The 19282-nt window shown below is 56.2% G+C and carries 17 protein-coding genes; 8 read left to right on the top strand and 9 right to left on the bottom strand.

Annotated features, from left to right (window positions below):
* Nucleotides 1–187 precede the first annotated feature (187 nt).
* The gene (ypfM, locus tag LBW88_RS26595) at nucleotides 188–328 is read left to right on the top strand and encodes a protein YpfM (protein ID WP_414004118.1); all 141 of its coding nucleotides are present in this window, start codon (nucleotides 188–190) and stop codon (nucleotides 326–328) included.
* Nucleotides 329–432: 104 nt separating this feature from the next.
* Here ypfM and acrD read toward each other — a convergent pair whose 3' ends face one another.
* The 3 genes from acrD to narQ all read right to left on the bottom strand — a co-directional run bounded on the left by acrD (nucleotide 433) and on the right by narQ (nucleotide 6107).
* A complete protein-coding gene (gene acrD, locus LBW88_RS08870; protein WP_224930686.1) occupies nucleotides 433–3549 on the bottom strand; it encodes a multidrug efflux RND transporter permease AcrD in 3117 nt (1038 codons plus the stop codon).
* 195 nt (nucleotides 3550–3744) lie between these two features.
* Entirely contained in the window at nucleotides 3745–4377 is a 633-nt protein-coding gene (locus LBW88_RS08865) for a response regulator (protein ID WP_224930689.1), read from the bottom strand.
* A gap of 41 nt (nucleotides 4378–4418) precedes the next feature.
* Nucleotides 4419–6107, bottom strand: a complete 1689-nt coding sequence (gene narQ, locus LBW88_RS08860) for a nitrate/nitrite two-component system sensor histidine kinase NarQ (RefSeq protein WP_224930692.1) — start codon at nucleotides 6105–6107, stop codon at nucleotides 4419–4421.
* A gap of 241 nt (nucleotides 6108–6348) precedes the next feature.
* Between narQ and LBW88_RS08855 the strand changes: the two genes are divergently transcribed.
* The 7 genes from LBW88_RS08855 to nudK all read left to right on the top strand — a co-directional run bounded on the left by LBW88_RS08855 (nucleotide 6349) and on the right by nudK (nucleotide 13141).
* A complete protein-coding gene (locus LBW88_RS08855; RefSeq protein WP_224930695.1) occupies nucleotides 6349–6621 on the top strand; it encodes a YdgH/BhsA/McbA-like domain containing protein in 273 nt (90 codons plus the stop codon).
* A gap of 277 nt (nucleotides 6622–6898) precedes the next feature.
* The gene (gene ansP, locus LBW88_RS08850; protein WP_224930698.1) at nucleotides 6899–8401 is read left to right on the top strand and encodes an L-asparagine permease; all 1503 of its coding nucleotides are present in this window, start codon (nucleotides 6899–6901) and stop codon (nucleotides 8399–8401) included.
* Between the two features lie 162 nt (nucleotides 8402–8563).
* Complete coding sequence (locus LBW88_RS08845; RefSeq protein WP_224930700.1) at nucleotides 8564–8854, top strand: chaperone NapD; 291 nt, start codon at nucleotides 8564–8566, stop codon at nucleotides 8852–8854.
* Nucleotides 8851–11337: a nitrate reductase catalytic subunit NapA gene (gene napA, locus LBW88_RS08840; RefSeq protein WP_224930703.1), complete on the top strand. Its 2487-nt coding sequence runs from the start codon at nucleotides 8851–8853 to the stop codon at nucleotides 11335–11337. The genes LBW88_RS08845 and napA overlap by 4 nt, the downstream gene beginning before the upstream one ends.
* A gap of 11 nt (nucleotides 11338–11348) precedes the next feature.
* Nucleotides 11349–11780: a nitrate reductase cytochrome c-type subunit gene (napB, locus tag LBW88_RS08835; protein WP_224930705.1), complete on the top strand. Its 432-nt coding sequence runs from the start codon at nucleotides 11349–11351 to the stop codon at nucleotides 11778–11780.
* Nucleotides 11781–11788: 8 nt separating this feature from the next.
* Nucleotides 11789–12373, top strand: a complete 585-nt coding sequence (gene napC / locus LBW88_RS08830; RefSeq protein ID WP_100701226.1) for a cytochrome c-type protein NapC — start codon at nucleotides 11789–11791, stop codon at nucleotides 12371–12373.
* Between the two features lie 189 nt (nucleotides 12374–12562).
* A complete protein-coding gene (nudK, locus tag LBW88_RS08825) occupies nucleotides 12563–13141 on the top strand; it encodes a GDP-mannose pyrophosphatase NudK (protein WP_224930708.1) in 579 nt (192 codons plus the stop codon).
* Nucleotides 13142–13185: 44 nt separating this feature from the next.
* Here nudK and LBW88_RS08820 read toward each other — a convergent pair whose 3' ends face one another.
* The 6 genes from LBW88_RS08820 to LBW88_RS08795 are packed head-to-tail and all read right to left on the bottom strand — an operon-like array spanning nucleotide 13186 to nucleotide 19280.
* On the bottom strand, nucleotides 13186–14148 hold the full coding sequence (locus tag LBW88_RS08820) for a ribokinase (RefSeq protein WP_224930711.1): 963 nt from the start codon (nucleotides 14146–14148) through the stop codon (nucleotides 13186–13188).
* Nucleotides 14148–15041: an allose kinase gene (gene alsK / locus LBW88_RS08815; protein ID WP_224930714.1), complete on the bottom strand. Its 894-nt coding sequence runs from the start codon at nucleotides 15039–15041 to the stop codon at nucleotides 14148–14150. The genes LBW88_RS08820 and alsK overlap by 1 nt, the downstream gene beginning before the upstream one ends.
* The gene (gene alsE / locus LBW88_RS08810) at nucleotides 15038–15730 is read right to left on the bottom strand and encodes a D-allulose 6-phosphate 3-epimerase (protein ID WP_224930716.1); all 693 of its coding nucleotides are present in this window, start codon (nucleotides 15728–15730) and stop codon (nucleotides 15038–15040) included. The genes alsK and alsE overlap by 4 nt, the downstream gene beginning before the upstream one ends.
* Nucleotides 15730–16779 carry an ABC transporter permease gene (locus LBW88_RS08805; RefSeq protein ID WP_224930718.1) on the bottom strand — a complete coding sequence of 350 codons (1050 nt, stop codon included), beginning with the start codon at nucleotides 16777–16779 and terminating at the stop codon, nucleotides 15730–15732. The genes alsE and LBW88_RS08805 overlap by 1 nt, the downstream gene beginning before the upstream one ends.
* 13 nt (nucleotides 16780–16792) lie before the next feature.
* Entirely contained in the window at nucleotides 16793–17782 is a 990-nt protein-coding gene (locus LBW88_RS08800) for an ABC transporter permease (protein ID WP_224930721.1), read from the bottom strand.
* Complete coding sequence (locus LBW88_RS08795) at nucleotides 17775–19280, bottom strand: sugar ABC transporter ATP-binding protein (RefSeq protein WP_224932008.1); 1506 nt, start codon at nucleotides 19278–19280, stop codon at nucleotides 17775–17777. Before LBW88_RS08795 ends, LBW88_RS08800 begins: the two co-directional genes overlap by 8 nt.
* Between the last annotated feature and the right edge of the window lie 2 nt (nucleotides 19281–19282).

The raw sequence follows: 19282 nt of genomic DNA, 5'->3' as shown, positions 1-19282 counted from the left end.
CAGTAAACGTTTTCATTAACGTCATAAATAGTCGCCAGCGGCATCATCAGGCCGCTAAGAATTATCCTAATCTCGCAAAAGCGACTTTTGATAACCTCAGTGATTTTTCCCTGTGGTGATAACGGGTTGCTGAAATGTGCGTCAGTACGCAATTTCGGCAAAATGACGCTTTTGTGCGCTTTTACCGATGGTGACAAGTGGTGGAAACGTATTCACCTGTAGAAAAAAACGGCGTAGAATCAGCCCTACAATAAGAGAGGGTACGATGGTCGACACCGAAATGGGAAACTGGAAAGAATTCATCGAAGCGATGTTACGTAGTAAGTAATACGCGAAGAGAAAAGCAGGGCATTCCCAACTTGCTGTAATTCTAACCACACAAAGCAATAAAGCCGCTATGTCTCCATAGCGGCTTTTTTTATGACTCCGGTTTTAATCGTGCGGCTTGTCTTTCAATGGGAAGCGACGACGCACCAGCACAAAGAACAACGGCACAAAGAAGATGGCAAGCACAGTTGCGGAGATCATGCCGCCCATTACGCCTGTACCCACCGCGTGCTGGCTACCGGAACCGGCTCCGCTGCTGATGGCCATCGGCAGCACGCCGAAGATAAAGGCCAGCGACGTCATCAGAATCGGGCGCAAACGCTGGCGTGAAGCCTCCAGCGTGGCTTCCAGCAACTCGCGCCCTTTGCTGTTGATCTCATTGGCGAACTCCACGATCAGGATGGCGTTCTTCGCCGACAAGCCAATCACGGTGAGCAAGCCAACCTGGAAGTAGACGTCGTTCTCCAGACCGCGCATCCAGGTTGCCACCAGCGCACCGACTACACCGAGCGGCACCACCAGCATCACGGAGAATGGAATCGACCAGCTCTCGTACAGTGCCGCCAGACACAGGAACACCACCAGCAGCGAAATCGCATACAGCGCAGGCGCCTGCGAACCAGAGAGACGCTCCTGATAAGAAGCTCCGGTCCATTGGAAGCCTACGCCTAACGGCAATTGGCCCACCAGTTTCTCCATCACATCCATCGCGGTACCGCTACTGACGCCGTTGGCGGCTTCACCGACGATCTCCAGCGATGAGTAGCCGTTGTAACGTTCCAGACGCGGCGAACCGGTTTCCCAACGGCTGGTGGCGAAGGCGGAGAAGGGCACCATGGTGCCGCTACTGTTGCGTACGTACCACTTATTGATATCGCCCGGCAGCATGCGGAACTCCGCACCTGCCTGCACATACACCTTCTTCACGCGCCCGCGATCGAGGAAGTCATTCACATAGGTTGAACCCCATGCGGTGGTCAGCGTGTCATTGATGGTATCAAGCGATACGCCTAGCGCCTGCGCTTTGCGCTGATCGACATCGATCTGCAATTGCGGGCTGTCATCCAGACCGTTGTGACGCACGCGAGATAAAGCCGGATTGCTGTCGGCCAGTTCCAGCAACTTGTCACGCATCGCCATCAACTGCGTATGGCCGACACCGCCGTGATCCTGCAGCTCCATATCGAATCCAGAAGAGCTTCCCATGCCGGTAATCGCCGGTGGGCTACTGGCGATGACACGGCCTTCTTTGATCTTATGGAAGGCCTTAGTCGCTCGGTCAATGATGGCGAACGAGGTACGATCGCTGCCTGGACGCTCTTCCCAGTTTTTCAGACGCACAAACAGGCGCGCCACGTTTTGGCCGTTACCGCCCGGACCGGCACCAATAGTCGAGAACACCGACAGCACGTTGTCTTTCTCGGCGGTCATATAATAATTTTCGACCTTCGCCACCACGTTGGAGGTTTGCTCTAACGTCGCACCCGGCGGCAGCTGCACCTGCGTGAGGAACACGCCACGGTCTTCCAGCGGCAGGAATGAAGTTGGCAGGCGGAGAAACAGAAACGCCATCAGACCGATAATGCCGAGATAGAGCAACAGCCAGCGGCCACCTTTCATCAGGATACGAGCGACACCGCGCTCATAGCGTTCCGCGCTGGCGTTAAAGTTGCGGTTAAACCAGCCAAAGAAGCCGCGCCGTCCGTGATGGTGACCTTGTTCGAGAGGTTTTAGCAGCGTCGAGCACAGGGCAGGGGTTAAGATCATCGCCACCAGCACCGACAACACCATCGCCGAGACAATGGTGATCGAGAACTGACGATAAATAGCGCCCACGGTGCCGCCGAAGAAGGCCATCGGCACGAACACCGCCGACAGCACCAGCGCAATACCGACCAGCGCACCCTGAATCTGGCCCATCGATTTTCGCGTGGCGGCGCGCGGTGAAAGTCCTTCTTCACTCATGATGCGCTCGACGTTTTCCACCACCACGATGGCATCATCCACCAGCAGGCCGATGGCAAGCACCATGGCGAACATGGTGAGCGTGTTGATACTGAATCCGCAGGCATACAGCACGGTGAAGGTGCCGAGCAGCACCACCGGCACGGCAATGGTCGGAATCAGCGTGGCACGGAAGTTCTGCAGGAACAGATACATTACCAGGAACACCAGCAGAATTGCTTCCAGCAGCGTTTTCACCACGTCGGTGATCGAGGCTTTTACGAACGGCGTGGTTTCATAAGCCACTTTGGCTTCCAGCCCGTGCGGGAAGTAGTGCGATAACTCTTCCACGCGGGCGCGCACCAGCTTATCGGTGTTCATTTCGTTGGCGCCAGACGCCAGCTTAATGCCGAGACCGGAAGCCGCCTGGCCATTGTAGCGGCTAAGGAAATCGTATTTCTCCGCGCCCATCGCCACGTCGGCCACATCGCCCAGCGTCACTACCGAACCATCACTGTTGTTTTTCAGCGTGATGGCTTTGAACTGCTCTGGCGTCTGCAGCATGGACTGCGCATTCACGGTGGCATTGAGCGCCTGTTTATCCACCGACGGCAAGCCGCCGACCTGACCGACCGCCACCTGGGTGTTCTGCGATTCGATCGCCGTCACCACGTCATCCGTGGTCAGCGCATAGGCGATCAGTTTGTTGGGATCGAGCCAGATTCGCATAGCATATTGCGAACCGTAGGCATCCACCTGGCCGACACCGTCGATGCGGCTCAGCGGATCCTGAATGTTACTGGCGACATAATCTGAAATATCCTGTTTGTCCATACTTCCGTCGGTAGAGACAAACGCAATCATCAGGATATTACTGTCACCGGTTTTATTCACCGTCACGCCCTGAGACTGAACGGCGGCGGGCAGTTTGCGCAGTGCGGTTTGTAGCTGGTTTTGTACCTGCTGGCGTGCTTCATCAGGATTGGTGCCAGCGGTAAAGGTGAGGGTGATTTGCGCCTGACCGGTATTACTGCTGTTAGAAGACATATACATCAGGTTATCGATGCCGGTCATGTTCTGTTCGATAACCTGGGTGACGGTATTCTCCAGCGTTTCCGCAGAGGCACCGGGATAGTTGGCAGTAATACGCACGTTAGGCGGTGCGAGATCGGGATACTGCTCAATGGGCAGGGAGATGATCGCTAGTGTGCCGCAAAGACAAAGCAAAATAGCCAAAACCCAGGCAAAAATGGGGCGGTCGATAAAAAAATTCGACATGGAACCGACACTCCTCAGCTGCGTATTTTTTACTTTTATTATGTAAAACGTGAAGCGCGGTCGGCTTCACGTCGGCGGAGTGCAAGGTGCTATCCCGAAAACTCCTGCTGCTGCTTACTGTACGCGGCGCAAATTAGAGAATCGTGGATAAATTATGGAGAAAGTGTAAATGTCGTGCTGGGATTCTGTGCGCTGCTACACATTGCGGCTCTCAAGCCATAACACGGTGGCGGCGACGCGTGAACGCACATCCAGTTTACGCAGCAGATTGCGGATGTGCACTTTTACCGTTTCTTCGGAAATATGCAAGGTGGCGGCAATCTCTTTATTGGACAAGCCACGTGCGACTTCCTGCAGCACATCCAGTTCACGTTCGGTGAGCTGTTTGAAAGGATTGGCGCTCGGCTGTCGCGTCGCCAGATAGTCTGCCACGACTTCACTAAACACATTCTCACCCAATGCACCGCGCATCACCTGCGCCAGCAATAATTCCGGCTCGCTGTCTTTCAGCAAATAGCCATCGGCTCCCGCATCGACCATGGCGTAAATATCATTGCGCGCGTCGGAAACGGTCAGTACCAAAATACGGGAGGCGATACCTTCGTGGCGCAGGGCTTTCAGGGTATCCAGACCCGACATGCCTTTCATGTTCAGATCGAGCAGGATCACATCGGGCGACAGGCGACGCGCCTCAGCCAGCGCTTCGGTGCCGTTGTTGGCTTCGGCCACCACTTCCAGACGCGGTTCCAGTGCCAGCAGTTGGCGGATACCACGACGCATCAGCGGATGATCGTCGACGATCATAATCGTCAGGGAAGAGGGTGCCATAAGTTCTCCAGTCAAGGTCCATTCAACATAAGTGTATCGCGTTAAGCCAGCCGGTGTGCCGGGCGTGGTGGGAAACGCAGTGTGACGCGCGTGCCGCGTGTCTGCGGAGTAATCAGTAAGCTGCCGGAAAGTCGGGCAGCGCGCTCCGCCATAATCGTCAGGCCGTAATGGCCTGGTGGCTCTTCAAGGCTGCGAATGCCGCAACCGTCATCTTCAATGGTCAGCAGGTGGGAGGCATCTGCATCGCGCTGATAGTAAATATGGATTTGCTGTGCCTGCGCGTGGCGAATAGCGTTCAGCAGCGCTTCGCGTGCGATCTGCAGCACATGTACCTGCTGTTGAGCATCCAGTGTTTGCAGGCCCGATTGATAATCGAAGGCGATCGCGGCGTGGGACTGTTCCTGCAGCGGGGCGATCATGGCCTGCATCGCCTGTACTAAATCCGCCTGTTCGATGGTCAGACGGAAGGTAGTGAGCAACTCGCGCAGCTGCTGGTAGGCCTCGGCCAGGGCGCGATCAAACTCGGCGATAATGGATTGCGCCTGGATCTGGGTATTATCGACGTTGCGGCGCAGCAGCGTGAGCTGAATGCGCAGGAAAGAGAGCGACTGCGCCAGCGAATCATGCAGTTCACGTGCAATAGTGGATCGCTCTTCTATTAATAGCATCTGCTGGTACTGTTTTTGTGTCTGCCAAATCCATAGCGAGCGCGCCAGCATGTTGGCCAGGCTTTGCATCAGTTCATCGGCAGGTGGTGCTCGCCGCGTTTGCCAGCACAGTTCGCCGAGTCGTTGATCCTCTTGCTGCAACGGCAAACGTTGCCATTCGAGATCGTCTTCCGCCACGCCCGCCTGAAAATCAATGCCGTCGCTGGTGATGCTCAATACGGTCAACGCTTCACGACGTTGAACCAGCCGCAGCAATCCCTGGAACAACTCTGGGTTCAGTGGGCTGCTGGTGAGGATCTGTGAGCTTTCATAGAGTAATTTCAGCGTGCGATTGGCTTGGGTGAGATCTTCAGTTTTATTACGCACCGCCAGCTCAAGCAGGCGATAGTGCGAGTGCAGCCGTTCGGCCATGGTGGTAAAGGCCTGAGCTAACACGCCGAGTTCTGTGGGTTGGGAAATCGATAACGGCGGAAAGCTGAAATTCGCCTGCTCAACGTATTGGCTGGCCGTGACCAGTGAATCCAGCGGGCGCACCACGTTGCGACGAATAAAGCGGATGGTCCACAGCGCCAGCGCCACAATCGCCAGGAAACCAAACAGGCTGCTGGCCGCCACCAGATGCATTTTCAGTTCAGCGTAATGCTGCAGCGCCAGCACAAAACGGTCGATCTCACTGACGTAACCGGCAACGCGTTGCTGATAGATCTGCGCGCGTTCAGGCTGCAACGTTTGCTGCAACTGCGGCCAGCTGTCGCGTAGATAGCGATAGCGGCTGGACACTTCCTTCGGCACCCATGGGCGTTCCAGATGCTGCAAAGCCGGTGAGCGGAGAGTTTGCTGATAGATTTGAATGTGCTGCGCCAGCTGCTGCGGATCGCGCGTGGTATCCCAGGCGAGGCGGTATATTTGCATGCGCAGCGAACCGGCGACATTCACCGCTTCGGCATCACGTAAACTGCTGGAGAGTGTTAACAGCGCCAGACCGGTGGTGAGCAGCGATAACAACACAATCGCGCTCAAAGCACGGGCTATGGTGCGGGTAACAGGACGTTTCACTATCACGATAAAACCCTTATAAGAACGTGGGATTATAAGGCAGCGTCAGGCAGACAGCGAGCCGGAATCGTCACATCAGGTTACTTTTAGCAGAGAAATCCACTTCTCTTTACCTTTCCCTGGATTGCATGTCGTTAGCTGGCGAATTATTGAACGGCTTTACGGCCTGCTGTGCCTGCTTTTCATTACATCGCTGATAATTTGCAGCGTAATCACTTTTATGAACGGACGACAACAGGAGCAAATGATGAAGAAACCCATTGCCATTCTGACTGCTGCACTGCTTGCCACCGCAAGTTTCACGGCCTTCGCCGCGCAACCTTTAAGTGCTGAGCAGGCGGAAAATCTGCAAAGCAGCGGCACCGTTTCCATCAGCGGCGTACGTGGTTCACTCGATGATGCAACCCGCCAGCTGTCGCAAAAAGCGGAAGATATGGGCGCCAGCCATTACCGCGTTATAGGCGTGCAGAACCCAGGCGACTCCAGCCTGTGGAGCGGCACCGCAGAGATTTACCGTTAATCCCCTCCAGTAGTTTTCCCTGTAGCCACCCCTTTACCGGCCATTCACTGGCCGGTTTTTTTGTGCACCGCGACCGATTCTTACAATTCACTTTGTGCAACCAAACGGTATTTTTTGCTTCGTTCATGCAGAACGGGTAGGATTCATCGCCGTAATTTCCCGGCTCTCCGCGCGGCATCGTTCCGCCGTTGCGGTAGCAGGTTTTACCCCATTTCGCACCGCCGTACGCAATCGTTTGGTTAGGCGATGATTGATGGTCAGGACAAACAGGAAAGCTATGAAATCAACTAAAAAAACCGCAGCCGAACAACGCGCTGCGAAAAGACGCTGGCTCAACTCTCACGACAGCGGTTATCAGAAAGCGATGGGTAACCGTCAGGTACAAATGATCGCCATTGGCGGTGCCATCGGTACCGGCCTGTTCCTTGGTGCAGGCGCACGCTTGCAGATGGCGGGTCCTGCTCTGGCACTGGTTTATCTGGTGTGCGGTATCTTCTCCTTCTTTATCCTCCGTGCGCTGGGCGAACTGGTATTACACCGTCCATCAAGCGGCAGCTTTGTTTCTTATGCACGTGAATTCCTTGGGGAAAAAGCGTCATACGTTGCAGGTTGGATGTACTTCGTTAACTGGGCGATGACCGGTATCGTGGATATCACGGCGGTGGCGCTGTATATGCATTACTGGGGCGCGTTTGGTGATGTACCGCAGTGGGTGTTTGCCCTCGGCGCACTGGCCATTGTCGGTACCATGAACATGATCGGCGTGAAGTGGTTCGCTGAGATGGAGTTCTGGTTCGCGCTGGTGAAAGTATTGGCGATCGTGGTGTTCCTGGTCGTCGGTGTAGTGTTTCTTGGCAGCGGTAAACCGCTGGATGGCAACACCACTGGCTTCCACCTGATCACTGACAACGGTGGCTTCTTCCCGCACGGCTTGCTGCCTGCGCTGGTCTTGGTACAAGGCGTGGTATTTGCCTTCGCCTCGATTGAGCTGGTGGGCACGGCGGCCGGGGAGTGTAAAGACCCGAAAACCATGCTGCCAAAAGCTATCAACAGCGTGATCTGGCGTATTGGTCTGTTCTACGTCGGTTCGGTGGTGCTGCTGGTGCTGCTGCTGCCGTGGAATGCCTATCAGGCGGGACAAAGTCCGTTTGTGACCTTCTTCTCCAAACTGGGCGTGCCTTATATTGGTAGCGTGATGAACATCGTGGTGCTGAGTGCGGCGCTGTCGAGCCTCAACTCTGGCCTTTACTCCACCGGTCGTATTCTGCGTTCCATGTCGATGGGCGGTTCTGCACCACAGTTCATGTCGAAGATGAGCAAACAGCAGGTGCCGTTCGCCGGTATCCTGGTCACTATCGCGGTGTACGTGATTGGTGTGGTGCTCAACTACTACGTGCCTTCGCAGGTATTTGAGATCGTACTGAACGTGGCTTCACTGGGCATCATCTCTTCGTGGGGCTTTATCGTGGTGTGCCAGATGCGTCTGCGCAAAGCGATTAAAGAAGGTAAAGCGGAAGACGTCAGCTTTAAGCTGCCGTGGGCGCCGTTCACCTCCTGGCTGACGCTGCTGTTCCTGGTGAGCGTGCTGGTGTTGATGGCGTTTGACTATCCAAACGGCACCTACACCATCGCTTCACTGCCGCTGATCGCGGTGGTACTGGTGCTGGGCTGGTTCGGCGTGCGCAAACGCGTGCATGCGGAAGCCATGAAAGAGCACGACCATCATCATGACGATCAGGATGATGCGTCAGCTAAGCTGGCGGAAGATAGCTCGCGTTAATCGCAGCGATTCTCATCAACGGGGGCCTTTTGGCCCCCGTTTTCATTTCAATTGTCCTTCCCTTGATCCCACATCGGGATATACACCTTTCGGGTGATATAGCCCTGCATAACCTCAGGTTATTTTACGCCTCATCTCAAGCTGGCTAAACGAGGTGAGCGCATGACGCACTCCATTCTCCCTGAAAGCAGTTGGCACGTGTGCGGTCTGGTGATCCAGGCGCGACCCCACGCCATCCCGGCGGTAAAGCAGGCTTTGCTGGCGCTTTCTTACTGCGATATCGCTGCCGAAGACAGCGCTCGCGGCACGCTGGCCGTAACCTTAGGTGCCGCAGACAGCCGCGCCTTGCTGGACAACATCGAAGCCACCCGCAATATCCCGCATGTATTGGCCGTTTCTCTGGTGTATCACCAGCAGGACGAAACGGAATATCGTCACAAGGAAGCATCATGAAAGTCAGTCGTCGAGAATTTATGAAGGCCAATGCGGCCGCCGCGGCGGCAATCGCCGCAGGACTCACTATTCCCAGCGTCACCAAAGCCGTGACTGCTTTGGGTGCACCGATCCGCTGGGAAAAGGCACCGTGCCGTTTCTGTGGTACCGGCTGTGGCGTGCTGGTGGGCACGCAAGAAGGACGCGTGGTGGCCTCTCAGGGGGATCCGCAGGCGGAAGTGAACCGTGGACTGAACTGCATCAAAGGCTATTTCCTGCCGAAAATCATGTACGGGAAAGATCGCCTGACCCAGCCTTTACTGCGCATGACTGACGGTCATTATGATAAAGAGGGCGAATTCACCCCGGTGAGCTGGGATCAGGCTTTCGACATCATGGAGCAGAAGTTTAAAGCGGCGCTAAAAGCCAACGGACCTGACTCGGTAGGCATGTTTGGCTCCGGCCAGTGGACGGTATGGGAAGGATACGCGGCGTCAAAACTGATGAAAGCCGGTTTTCGCACCAACAATCTCGATCCTAACGCGCGCCACTGTATGGCCTCGGCGGTGGTGGGCTTTATGCGCACCTTCGGCATGGATGAACCGATGGGCTGCTACGATGACATCGAAGTGGCCGATGCCTTTGTGCTGTGGGGATCGAACATGGCCGAGATGCATCCGATTCTCTGGTCACGTCTGACCGCCCGTCGCCTGAGCGATGACAACGTCAAAGTCGCGGTGCTCTCCACCTATCGCCATCGCAGTTTTGAACTGGCCGATAACGGCATGGTGTTCACGCCGCAGAGCGATCTGGCGATCCTCAACTTCATCGCCAACTACATCATTCAGAACAATAAAGTCGATAAAACCTTCCTGCAAAATCACGTCACGCTGCGTAAAGGCGTGACGGATATTGGTTATGGATTGCGCCCGAGCGATCCGCGTCAGGCCTCAGCGAAAAACCCGGATAGCGGCGAATCCACGCCGATCAGCTTCGACGAATACGCCAAATTCGTTGCCGAATACACGGTAGAGAAAGCCAGTGAGATGAGCGGTGTAGAGCAGGACCAGCTGATCGCGCTGGCTGAGCTTTATGCCGACCCGAGCATCAACGTGGTCTCCTACTGGACCATGGGTTTCAACCAGCATACGCGCGGCGTGTGGGCCAATAACCTGTGCTACAACATCCATCTGCTGACCGGGAAAATTTCACGTCCTGGCACGGGTCCGTTCTCGCTCACCGGCCAGCCTTCTGCCTGCGGCACCGCACGTGAAGTAGGCACCTTCTCGCACCGCCTGCCTGCCGACATGGTGGTCAACAATGACAAGCACCGTGCCACAGCGGAAAAGCTGTGGAAGCTGCCGCAGGGCACTATTCCCGCCAAAATCGGCCTGCACGCAGTAGCACAGGATCGCGCGCTAAAAGACGGCAAGATCAATGCGTACTGGGTGATGTGTAACAACAACATGCAGGCGGGTCCGAACCTGACGCAGGAACGTATGCCAGGCTGGCGCGATGCGCGCAACTTTATCGTGGTGTCCGATCCTTATCCGACTGTAAGTGCCTTGTGCGCAGATTTGATCCTGCCGACCGCGATGTGGGTGGAGAAAGAGGGCGCTTACGGCAACGCTGAGCGTCGTACTCAGTTCTGGCATCAACAGGTGAAAGCACCGGGCGAGGCGAAATCGGATCTGTGGCAGATGGTGAATTTCGCCAAGCGCTTCCGCGTAACCGAAGTGTGGCCGGAAGCGTTGATCGCTCAGCAGCCGGAGCTGCGAGATAAAACCCTGTACGACGTGCTGTACGCCAATGGGCAGGTCAATCAGTTCCCGCTGAGTGAAGTGGCGGACGATCGACTGAACGACGAGGCGCGCGATTTCGGCTTTTACATCCAGAAAGGGCTGTTCGAAGAGTACGCCAGCTTTGGTCGCGGCCACGGTCACGATCTGGCGCCATTCGATGCCTACCATGAGGCGCGTGGATTGCGCTGGCCGGTGGTGAATGGCAAGGAGACGCGCTGGCGCTATCGCGAAGGTTTTGACAGCTACGTTAAAGCGGGCGAGGGCGTGCGTTTCTACGGCAAGCCGGATGGCAAAGCCACCATCTTCGCACTGCCGTATGAGCCACCCGCTGAAGCACCAGACGCCGAATACGATATGTGGTTCTGTACCGGCCGCGTATTGGAACACTGGCATACCGGCACCATGACGCGTCGCGTGCCGGAACTGCATCGCGCGGTGCCGCAGGCATTGCTGTACATCCATCCGCTGGATGCCAAAGACCGTGGCTTCCGCCGTGGCGAGAAGGTGCGCGTGGTGTCACGCCGGGGTGAAACCGTGGCGACCGTCGAAACGCGCGGGCGTAATCAACCGCCTAAAGGCTTGGTGTTTATGCCGTTCTTCGATGCGGGTGTGCTGGCCAATAACGTCACGTTGGATGCCACCGATCCGCTATCCAAGCAGACCGATTATAAAAAATGCGCCGTCAAGCTGGTCAAAATCTAAGGCAGGATGCAATGAAACCCTTATTCACTCTTATCACCGTCGCTGCCCTGATGCTGGGCGGCGTGGTATACGCGGGCAATAGCGTGGATCTCACGCAATCCCCGGAAGTTACGGCCACGCAGCAGGGCACTATCCATCAGCCGAAAGAGCAGAGCCGTAAACCGCTGAACTATGTGAACCAACCGCCGGTGATCCCGCACAGCGTCGATGGCTATCAGGTGACGAAAAACGTTAATCGTTGCCTGCAGTGCCACGGCACGCAAAGTTACCTGACCACCGGTGCGCCGCGCGTTAGCCCAACACACTTTACCGATCGCGATGGTCTGGTGAGCAGCACAGTTTCGCCGCGCCGCTACTTCTGTTTGCAGTGCCACGTCCCGCAGACCGATGCCAAACCGGTGGTGGAGAACACCTTTAAACCGGCTAACGGTTTTGGGCAGTGAGGTTATCAATGAAAGAAAGACTATTACGCATCTGGCGCTGGTGGCGACGTCCGAGTCGCTTAGCACTCGGCACGCTGCTGATTCTCGGCTTTGCCGGCGGGATTATTTTCTGGGGCGGCTTCAATACCGCGATGGAGATGACCAACCGCGAGCAGTTCTGCATTGGCTGCCACGAAATGCGCAACAACGTCTATCAGGAGTACATGCAAACGGTGCACTACAACAACCGCAGCGGCGTGCGCGCGACCTGCCCGGATTGCCATGTGCCGCACGAATGGGGCCCGAAAATGCTGCGCAAGCTGCAGGCCAGCAAAGAGGTGTACGCCAAGATCTTCGGCCTGATCGACACGCCGCAAAAGTTTGAAGAGACGCGCATTGAGCTGGCACAGAATGAGTGGCGCAGGATGAAAAACAATAACTCGCAGGAGTGCCGTAACTGCCACAACTTTGAGTATATGGATTTCACCGCGCAGAAAACCGTCGCGGCGAAGATGCACAGCAAAGCCGTCGAGGACGGGCAAACCTGTATTGATTGCCACAAAGGGATCGCCCACCATCTGCCGGATATGAGCGAGCAGAAGAACGGTTTTTGATTTTCGCATTGTCATCAATTCGCGCGATAAATCGCGCCGCTACCACTCACTGCACTTTGCGGTGGCGGCGCAATGTATTGCGCGACCGTTCTCGCCCTTCATTGCGTATTGACCGCACGAATTCAGATAGTTTTCCCCGCCGCTAGCGCCTATTATCTCAGGCTCCCTCATTTAAGCGGTGGAGCGGCCATGTCGTTAAAGATCAACATCATCAAAGATAAGTTATTGTCAGATAATTACTTTATCCTGCGTAACTTCACCTACGAGCTGACCCGTAGCAACGGCGAAGTCGTGCGCCACAAACGCGAAGTCTATGACCGCGGCAACGGCGCCACCATCTTGCTTTACAACCGCGATAAAAATACCGTGTTGCTGATTCGTCAGTTCCGCATTGCGACTTACGTTAACGGCAATGCCAGCGGTGAGTTGATTGAGACCTGCGCAGGGCTGCTGGATAACGACTCGCCAGAAGATTGCATCCGCAAAGAAGCTATCGAAGAGACCGGTTATGAAGTAGGCAAAGTAGAGAAGCTGTTTGAAGCTTACATGTCGCCGGGTGGCGTGACCGAGATCGTCCATTTCTTCGCAGCAGAATACAGCGAATCGATGCGCGCCAACGCCGGTGGTGGCGTGGAAGATGAAGAGATTACCGTGCTGGAGTTGCCTTTCCCGGAAGCGCTGGCGATGGTGAAAGATGGCCGCATCCTCGATGGTAAAGCGATTATGCTGCTGCAGCACGCGCAGATTGCGGGTTGGCTCAAAGCCTAACGATTGCAATGCTATGGGCGACCTTAATGGCCGCCCACCGTCAGTCAGGCCATCACTTCCAACGGCTCAGGCACGCACTCCGGATGCGCCTGCATACGCGCCAGCGCTTCGGCATAAGACGGCATAGAGTTGGCCGCACCAGAGCGTTCCACACACAGCGAAGCAAACGCCGAGGCAAAAAGAGCCGCCTGTGGCAGTTCATCACCCGAAGCTAAACGCGCTGCCAGCGCGCCGTTAAACGCATCGCCCGCACCGGTGGTATCCAGCGGTTGCGCCGGGAACAGCGGAATGCGCAGCGGTTGTTGTTCTGCCGTAGAAAGCAGTGCACCCGCCATCCCCAGGGTAATAATCACCTGACGTGCGCCTTTGCGGTGCATCACTTCTGCGGCTTTCTGCGCGCTGGCAAAATCAGTGACCTTCACACCGGTGATCTGCATCGCTTCGGTGCTATTCGGCGTCAGTAAATCCACCTTCGCCAGCAGTGCATCACTCACTTTCTGCCACGGCGCCGGGTTTAAAATCACAAAGGTGCCACCCGCACGCGCGTTATCAATCATGCGCTGAATGGCATTCAGGTTGTTCTCTAACTGCACCAGCAAAATATCCGCCGCCGCCACCGTAGGCTGGCAACGTGACACTTCCGCCGCCGTTACCGTGGTGTTCGCACCTGGAAACACCGAAATCATGTTCTCGGCATCATCCCCGGCCACATAGATCAGTGCGTTGCCGGTGGGTTTCTCTTTGCAGGTAAACAGCGTAATCGCATCGAAGCCGGTTTTCTCGAGGTGACGACGGGCAAAAGTGCCGAAATCATCGTTACCCACTTTACCGATGTAGTGTACGCGAGCCCCGGCACGCAGCGCCGCCGTGGCCTGGTTTGCCCCTTTGCCGCCGGGTCCCATCATGCTGTTGTGGGCGGTCAGTGATTCACCGGGCATCGGGAAACGGTTCATCACCGCGACCACGTCGAGGTTGAACGAGCCAAACACACACACTTTTCCTTTCATCATGCACTCCTGAACAGGCGTTCGGCGGCTAAACAGGCTCCCCGACAGCCGGTGTGATCGGTGGACTGACTAAAGACGATCTTCAGATTGTCACGTGTGGCCGGTGGACGCAGATGCTGCTGAATCTGACTGCGTAACTGCGCCAGCGGGAAGTCCGCCATCGCCAGTACGCCACCGCCCAAAATCAGGTACTCCGGATCGAGGATGTTCATCTCGGTAGCAATCAGCTGTGCCAGACGATACACAAACGCCTGCAGTTCCGGATGGTCGCCATGCTGGGTAAACAGCGCCGACATATCGGTATCCGGCACGTTTGCCCTTGCCCAGTGACTCAGCCAGTTGCCGGAAGTCACCGTCTCTGCACAACCGTGGTTGCCGCACGGGCAGGGCAGAGCGTTCCCGGCAATCGGCACGTGGCCCAATTCCCCCGCGCCGCCGTGCTGGCCGTGATAGAAGCGGCCATTGATCCACAAGCTGTTGCCCATGCCAGTACCGGGATACAAACCTACCGCGATATCCGGCAACTGCTCCAGCTGCATTAAATCCCACATCATCAGATGGTTAACGTCTTTATCCATCGCCACCGGCACGCCAAGACGCTCGGTGAGGATCGACGCCACCGGCTGGTGATCCAGCGCCTGAATAAACGGCAGCGAAATCACCTGCTGGCGATCGCGGCTGAGAATGCCCGGCAATCCCAGCATTACGCCGCTCACTGGCTGCTGCTCCAGTGTTTCACTGATTAACTGCCCGAGTGCCGTCAAAGCGTCGGGCTGCTGCGCCCAGCTGGCCGTCGGCACCTTGCGGAAGCTGGACCAGATGCGTCCCTCTTCCATCAGCTGCAGACGTGTGCCGGTGCCGCCAATGTCGATACCCAGCCAGCGTGGAATCATGCGGATACCTTCGCCAGGCCCTGAGCTTCATCGATGCTGTCACGCATCATGTCCCAGGCCGTTGCTAAATCGTCATGGATATTGAACAGGCCAGAGGTGCCGACGATCAGTACTTCAGCACCCGCACCGACCAGCGTGTTGTAAGTGCGCGTGTTGCACGAGCCATCAATCTCAATCAGATATTTGTGACCATGCTGCTGCTTCAGGGCTTTCAGCTCCTGGACTTTCGCCACCATTTCCGGAATGAACGGTTGGCCGGCATAGCCAGGATCCACGGTCATCACGGTGATCTTATCCAGCAGATGAATGTAATGATGGATAAACGACACAGGTGTGGCCGGGTTCAGCACCACGCCGACTTTCTTGCCGTGGCTGCGAATCAGGTTGATCACGCGGAACGCATCACGGTTGATGGTTTCGGCATGCGGGCAGATGTAATCGGCACCCGCTTTGGCAATCGCATCAATGAAATCGGTCGGCTGTTCCACCATCAAGTGCACATCCAGCGCCACTTTGGTGTGCGGGCGAATCTGCTCAATAAAGAACGGCGACAGCGTGATGTTCTTAACGTAATGACCGTCCATGATATCGATATGGAGGAAGTCTGCGCGGGAATCCAGCACTTCCAGCTGGTGCTTGATCTCCATCAGATTCATACACATCAACGACGGGGAGACTTGAATACGCATTAGACTTCCTTTTTTTCGGTCAGAGGATTGAGGGCCGCAGCGAGTTTGCTCAGCTTGACGGCACGATGTTCATTAAAACGGGCTTTAAATTGTTTGAAGGCCAGCACCACAATCAGTACCGCGCCCCACATCGCCAGGCTTACGTGCTGGCTGATGTTCATCAGATTGAATCCGGTTGAGAGCACTTGCAGTGCAATCAGCGCCAGCACCACACCGGTGACGCGGCCGAAACCGCCGTTGGGATCCGTGCCGCCGAGAATAATCGCCAGCACCGTCAGCAGCAGATACGCATCGCCGTAACCCATTCGTGCCGAGTTGAAGCGTGACATCATGATCAATCCGGCTAACACGCACAGCAGGCTGGAGATCACGTACACCAGCACCACCATGCGATGGGTGTTGATGCCGCTAAACCAGGTGGCATTGATGTTACTGCCGCCCATGTAGATGCATTTACCGGCGCGCGTTTTGCCGAGGAACAGCGCCAGCAGCGCAGCGGCAATCAGGAAGACCCACAGCGGCAGCGGCATACCCAACAGCGTATTGGAACCGAGCGCCTGCACCACCGATGGCATGCCGCTCACGGCCGCACCTTTGGTCAGCCAGATACCGATGCCGTTCAGCGTCATCATGGTCGCCAGCGTCACCAGAATCGGGTGAGCACCAATTCGCGTCACCATCACGCCGGTAATCACGCCGATCACCGCGGCAATTAACATCGCGCCGATGATGGCAATAAACAGCCACAACAGCTGCTGACCGGTGCCAGCATCAGCGGGCAGGGCGCTCATCAGCGTCCAGGCAATAAACAGTGCGGTCAGGTTGGCGGTGGCGATAATCGCCAGGTTCAGGCCGCCGCTGAGGATGGCGATAAACATCGCCAGCGTCAGTAGGCCGAGTTCCGGCAGCTGGAACGCCATACTCATAAAGGTCGAGTCGGTCATAAAGCGGCCCGGCAGCATAATGGTGAAGATTGCCAGCGCCAGCGCAATCAGCAGCATCAGGCCGATATTGGTGCCGTCCGGACGCAGAGCAGAGAGTGATTTCATGTGAATGCCCCTGTCAGACGAAACTGACGTCAGTTTCTTTACGTTTTTTGTAGTGAGTCACGGCAATCGCCACCATGATCACGCCGCCTACCACGATGTTCATGAAGTAGTTGGAGACGCCAATCAGGTTGAGGCCGTTCTTCAGAATGGCGATCAGGAACACGCCCATTAGCGTGCCGCTCACCGTGCCTTTACCGCCCATCAGACTGGCACCGCCGAGCACCGTTGCTGCCAGCACATCCAGCTCGCCGCCGACTAAAGCATTCGGCACCACTTCACCCATGCGATACACCTGCACCAGCCCGCCAATCGCTGCCATCGCACCGAGCCAGCCGTAGGCAAAGACGTGAATCAAGCCGACGCGAATCCCGATACGACGTGCGGATTCCGCATCGCCGCCCACCGCATACAGCTGGCGGCCGAGATTGGTTTTATTCAGCAGCAGCGCGGTCAGTCCGGCAATCACCAGCATGGTGATCAGCGGGAGGCCAATCTGGAAGCTGTTGCCTTGCCAGGTGAAGGGCAGCACGCTGCGCAGCGTGATCCACCAGTCCGGCAGGGAATAAAGGCTCTTACCGCCGGTCACCCACATCAGCAGACCAAACAGCAGCGACTGCATACTGATGGTGATGATGATCGACACCACGCGCAGTGAGGTGATCAACAGGGCGTTAATCACGCCAAAGGTGGTGCCGCAGGCAATCGCCAGCAGGATGCTCAGCGCCGCGTTATCAAACTGGAACTGCACAAACAGCGAAGCAATCAGGTATTGCACCACCGACGCCACCGCAGCGAAGGAGATATCGATCCCGCCGGTCACCAGCACCACGAATAGCCCGAGGGCAAAGATGCCGGTCACGGCGTAGCTTTCGGCTAAATCCAGCAGGTTCTGCACCGAAAGGAATTGATCGCTGGCTACCGAGAAGAACAGGATGAAAGCCAGCAGTACCCACGCCAGCCAGCCCTGACTGGAGTGCGGACGTAAACGAGAAAAATCAGGCATTGATCACCTCCGCCAGCTGTTCTTGCTCAACGGTATCGGGTTGGTATTCGGCATGAACGGTGCCATCACGGAAGTGCAGAATGCGGTCGCAGTTGTACCAAACCTCTGGCACTTCATCGGAAATCAGAATGATCGACAGACCTTCCTTCGCCAGCTCGTGGATCAGCTGATAGATGCTGGCTTTGGCACCGACATCCACGCCCACGGTGGGCGAATCCAGAATCAAAATGCGCGGCTGGGTCAGCACCCATTTCGCCAGCACGATCTTCTGTTGGTTACCACCTGAAAGAGTGGAGATCGCCAGATTGGGATCGGCCACGCGCACGCCGAGCTGTTGAATCCACTGCAGGATCAGCTTGTTTTTGCGGTATTCGTCGATGATGTGAAAACGGTTTTGCAGCTTATCGAGGATCGGCAACACCATGTTGTCGGCCACCGATTGTTGCTGTACCAGGCCCAGGGTTAAGCGGTCTTCGGAGACATAGCCGATACCGGCTTTGATGGCATCCTCATGGCCACGGAAGCGCACGGGTTTGCTGTCGAGCCAGATTTTGCCGCTGTCGGGTTTGGTCATGCCAAACAGTGACAGCGCCAGTTCGGTGCGACCCGAACCGAGCAGGCCGCACAGGCCGAGTACTTCGCCCTGATACAGCTTGAAATTGACGTCGTGATATTGTCCGGCGCGCGTCAGATTCTCGACTTCGAGAATGGCGCGGTCGGCATTACGCGTTGGTGCTTTAAGCTGATAATCGAGCTTAAGCCCGGTCATCAGTTCAGTCAGATGATGTGGCGTCATCTCTTTGGCGGGCCAGCAGCCCATCTTGCGACCGTCGCGGATCACCGTTACGCGATCCGAAATTTCCAGCACTTCATCCAGACGATGGCTCACAAACACCACGCAGATGTTTTTATCTTTCAGGTAGCGCACAGTGCGCAGCAGTTGATTCACTTCGGTGCGCGTCAGGGAAGCGGTTGGCTCGTCCATGATCACCAGGCGCGCATCGGCGACCAGTGCACGGCAAATGGCCACCTGCTGACGTGCGGCAATCGACAGCGCCGAAACTTTCTCATCCAAATCGAGATCGAATTTCAGCTCTTCAATAATGCGGGTTGCCGTTGCGCGCAGCTTGGCCTTGCGGTGCCAGCCCAACAGACTATTGAGATTGTGCTCAAAAGCGATGTTCTCGGCCACGCTCAAATTCGGGAACAGCGACAGATCCTGATAAATCACCTGGATGCCGAAATCACGCGCCTGACGGGTGGTCAGACGCGGGAAGGTCGGGCCATCACCTAAGGTAATGCGGCTGCCATTGTCCGGGGCATGTACCCCGGAAATGACTTTGATTAAGGTGCTTTTGCCACAGCCGTTGGTGCCAGCCAGGCAGTGCACTTCGCCCGCCAGTAAGCTCAGCGAGATATCGCTCAGTGCGCGGTTGCCACCAAATGTTTTCGACAGGTTGTCGAGCGCAATTATCGTCTGTGGGATCACCTCTTTCATCA

The sequence above is a fragment of the Pantoea sp. alder81 genome, assembly GCF_020179835.1.
GTDB lineage: Bacteria > Pseudomonadota > Gammaproteobacteria > Enterobacterales > Enterobacteriaceae > Pantoea.
Note: the sequence above shows the minus strand (reverse complement) of the source record. Positions and strands in the feature narration are given on the sequence as shown.

Excerpts from the sequence above, each read along its gene's own strand:
- ypfM (WP_414004118.1), top strand. The coding sequence starts at position 188 with ATGGTGACAAGTGGTGGAAACGTATTCACCTGTAGAAAAAAACGGCGT.
- acrD (WP_224930686.1), bottom strand. The coding sequence starts at position 3,549 with ATGTCGAATTTTTTTATCGACCGCCCCATTTTTGCCTGGGTTTTGGCT.
- LBW88_RS08865 (WP_224930689.1), bottom strand. The coding sequence starts at position 4,377 with ATGGCACCCTCTTCCCTGACGATTATGATCGTCGACGATCATCCGCTG.
- LBW88_RS08855 (WP_224930695.1), top strand. The coding sequence starts at position 6,349 with ATGAAGAAACCCATTGCCATTCTGACTGCTGCACTGCTTGCCACCGCA.
- ansP (WP_224930698.1), top strand. The coding sequence starts at position 6,899 with ATGAAATCAACTAAAAAAACCGCAGCCGAACAACGCGCTGCGAAAAGA.
- LBW88_RS08845 (WP_224930700.1), top strand. The coding sequence starts at position 8,564 with ATGACGCACTCCATTCTCCCTGAAAGCAGTTGGCACGTGTGCGGTCTG.
- napA (WP_224930703.1), top strand. The coding sequence starts at position 8,851 with ATGAAAGTCAGTCGTCGAGAATTTATGAAGGCCAATGCGGCCGCCGCG.
- napB (WP_224930705.1), top strand. The coding sequence starts at position 11,349 with ATGAAACCCTTATTCACTCTTATCACCGTCGCTGCCCTGATGCTGGGC.
- napC (WP_100701226.1), top strand. The coding sequence starts at position 11,789 with ATGAAAGAAAGACTATTACGCATCTGGCGCTGGTGGCGACGTCCGAGT.
- nudK (WP_224930708.1), top strand. The coding sequence starts at position 12,563 with ATGTCGTTAAAGATCAACATCATCAAAGATAAGTTATTGTCAGATAAT.
- LBW88_RS08820 (WP_224930711.1), bottom strand. The coding sequence starts at position 14,148 with ATGAAAGGAAAAGTGTGTGTGTTTGGCTCGTTCAACCTCGACGTGGTC.
- alsK (WP_224930714.1), bottom strand. The coding sequence starts at position 15,041 with ATGATTCCACGCTGGCTGGGTATCGACATTGGCGGCACCGGCACACGT.
- alsE (WP_224930716.1), bottom strand. The coding sequence starts at position 15,730 with ATGCGTATTCAAGTCTCCCCGTCGTTGATGTGTATGAATCTGATGGAG.
- LBW88_RS08805 (WP_224930718.1), bottom strand. The coding sequence starts at position 16,779 with ATGAAATCACTCTCTGCTCTGCGTCCGGACGGCACCAATATCGGCCTG.
- LBW88_RS08800 (WP_224930721.1), bottom strand. The coding sequence starts at position 17,782 with ATGCCTGATTTTTCTCGTTTACGTCCGCACTCCAGTCAGGGCTGGCTG.
- LBW88_RS08795 (WP_224932008.1), bottom strand. The coding sequence starts at position 19,280 with ATGAAAGAGGTGATCCCACAGACGATAATTGCGCTCGACAACCTGTCG.